The 2,806-nt window shown below is 66.6% G+C and carries 1 protein-coding gene; it reads left to right on the top strand.

Translation table 11 applies throughout. From position 1 onward, the window contains the following. Positions 1-2,806: non-ribosomal peptide synthetase (locus tag A8G08_RS03190; protein ID WP_157108381.1), on the top strand; the 2,806-nt coding region annotated here is incomplete at both ends.

Raw genomic sequence — 2,806 nt, 5'->3', positions numbered from 1 at the left:
AGCGTACGAGGCGCGCACGCGCGGTGAGGTGCCGGGCTGGTCGCCGTTGGCGGTGCAGTACGCGGATTACGCGCTGTGGCAGCGTGAGGTGCTCGGGTCCGATGCTGATGCGGAATCGTTGATTTCGCGTCAGATTGCTTACTGGTCAACGCAACTCGCGGGTGTGCCGGATCAGCTGGATCTGCCGTCGGACCGCCCGCGGCCGGCGGTCGCGTCGCGCCGCGGCGCAACCGTCAAATTCGAGGTGCCGGCGGCAATGCATGCCGGTCTCGTCGAGGTGGCGCATGCTCACGGGGCAACACCGTTCATGGTGGTGCATGCGGCGCTCGCGGTGCTGCTCGCACGTCTGTCGGGCACCGAGGACATTGCGGTCGGTACCCCGATCGCCGGTCGTGGCGAGCGTGAGCTCGATGACCTGATCGGCATGTTCGTCAACACTCTGGTGCTGCGTACCGAGGTCGATGGCGGCAAGTCGTTCGCGGATCTGCTTGCGGGCGTGCGGGAAATCGACGTGTCCGCGTTCGGACATGCGGATGTGCCATTCGAGCGGTTGGTAGAGGTGCTCGATCCTGAGCGCTCCCAGGCGCGGCATCCGCTATTCCAGGTGGCCCTCGCGTTCCAGAACCTGGCTCAGACGAGGTTCGAACTCCCGGGTCTGCACGTCGCGCAGTTGGACCATGACATTGCAGTGGCCAAGTTCGACCTGCAGGTCACGATGTCGGCCGACGAATCCGACGGCGGTCTGCTCGGCGAAATCACCTATGCCACCGACCTGTTCGACGACCGCACGGCGCAGTCGTTCGCCGATCGGCTGCTCCGGATCATCGCTGCGGCGGTGGCGAATCCGCTTGGTCTGGTGGGGGATATCGAGATCCTCGATTCGGTTGAGCGCGGGACGTTGGTTGATGGGTGGAGTGGTGCGGGTGCGACGTCGGGGGCGGACCTTTCCGTCACGCTGGCGGGCCTGTTCTCCGAGCAGGTTGCGCGGGATCCGGGTGCGGTCGCGGTGGTGTTCGGCGACGAGCGGTTGACGTATGGCGAGTTGGCGGCGCAGGCGCGTCGGTTGGCGCGGCATCTGATCGCCCAAGGTGTGGGCCCGGAGTCGCTGGTGGGTGTGGCTCTGCCGCGGTCGCTCGATCTTGTGGTGGCGGTGCTCGCGGTCGTCGAGGCCGGCGCGGGGTACGTGCCGTTGGATCCGACGTATCCGCGTGAGCGGATCGAGTACGTGGTGGCCGATGCGGCTCCGGCGTGCGTGATTTCGTGGTCGGGACGTGAGCACGAATTCACTGGTGTGCCGGTGCTCGATATCGACACCCTCGATGTGAGTGCTGTGTCGGGCGAACCGATTTCGGTGTCGGAGCGGACGGTTCCGTTGCGTCCCGAGCACGTCGCCTACGTCATCTACACGTCGGGGTCGACCGGGCGACCGAAGGGCGTGGCGGTCGCGCATCGCAACGTCGTCGAGTTGATGACCGGTACCGAGGAGCTGTACGGGTTCGGTGCGGACGATGTGTGGACGATGTTCCACTCGATTGCGTTCGACTTCTCGGTGTGGGAGTTGTGGGGCCCGTTGCTGACCGGTGGACGGCTGGTGGTGGTGGATTACTTCACCTCGCGTTCCCCGGCCCAGTTCCTCGAGTTGGTGGCGGCCGAGGGTGTGACGGTGCTGAATCAGACGCCGTCGGCGTTCTATCAGTTCGTCGAGGCCGATCGGGCCCGCTCGAATGACGTGCTGGACGATTTGGCGCTGCGCTATGTGATTTTCGGTGGCGAGGCGTTGGAGCCGCGGCGGTTGCGGGGCTGGTTCGATCGGCGCGGGGATCTGGGCTGCGTGCTGGTGAACATGTACGGCATTACCGAGACGACGGTGCATGTCACGCACCGGCGCATCAATGCGACCGATACTGCTGCCGCGAGTGTGGTGGGTGGCCCGATCGCCGGGCTTCGGTTGTATGTGCTGGATTCGCGGTTGCGCCCGGCTCCGATGGGTGTCGCGGGCGAGGTGTACATCGCCGGTGGCCAACTCTCGCGCGGCTATCTGGGTCGCAGTGAGCTGAACGCGACCCGGTTCGTCGCCGACCCGTTCGGATCGGGCGGGCGGCTGTACCGCTCCGGTGACGTAGCGCGCTGGACCCACGACGGTGAGCTCGAGTTCGTGGGACGTGCCGACGATCAGGTCAAGGTGCGCGGTTTCCGCATCGAGTTGGGTGAGATCGAGGCCGTCCTGGCGGCGCTGCCCGACGTCGGCGAGTGCGCGGTCGTGGTGCGTGAGGACATTCCGGGCGATGCACGGCTGGTCGCTTATGTGGTGCCCGCTGCCGGCGCGGTGTTCGAGGTCGAGACGGTGCGCACGTTGGCGGCGGAGCCGCTGCCCGCGTACATGGTGCCGAGCGCGTTCGTGGTGCTCGATCGGATCCCGTTGACCGTCAACGGCAAGCTGGATCGCAAGGCACTCCCGGCGCCGGAGTTCGAGACCGCGGTGTTCCGTGCCCCGACCACGTTGATCGAGCAGGCTGCTGCGCAAGCGTTCGCCGAGGTGCTCGGAATCCAGCAGGTCGGTCTCGACGACGACTTCTTCGCGCTCGGCGGCAACAGCCTGCTGGCGACGCAGGTAGCGTCGCGCCTCGGTGCGGCCCTCGATGCCACGGTGTCGGTGCGGATGATCTTCGAAGCGTCCACGGTGGAAGGTCTCGCCCGAGCGGTTGAGTCGCACGTCGGTGGGGGTCGGGTCGCGTTGGTCGCAGGTCCGCGCCCCGAGCGTGTGCCGTTGTCGTTGGCGCAGCAGCGGATGTGGTTCCTGAACCGA

The organism is Aldersonia kunmingensis, from assembly GCF_001646865.1.
Classification (GTDB): Bacteria; Actinomycetota; Actinomycetes; order Mycobacteriales; family Mycobacteriaceae; genus Aldersonia; species Aldersonia kunmingensis.
This window is presented reverse-complemented; position numbering and strand designations above follow the sequence as displayed.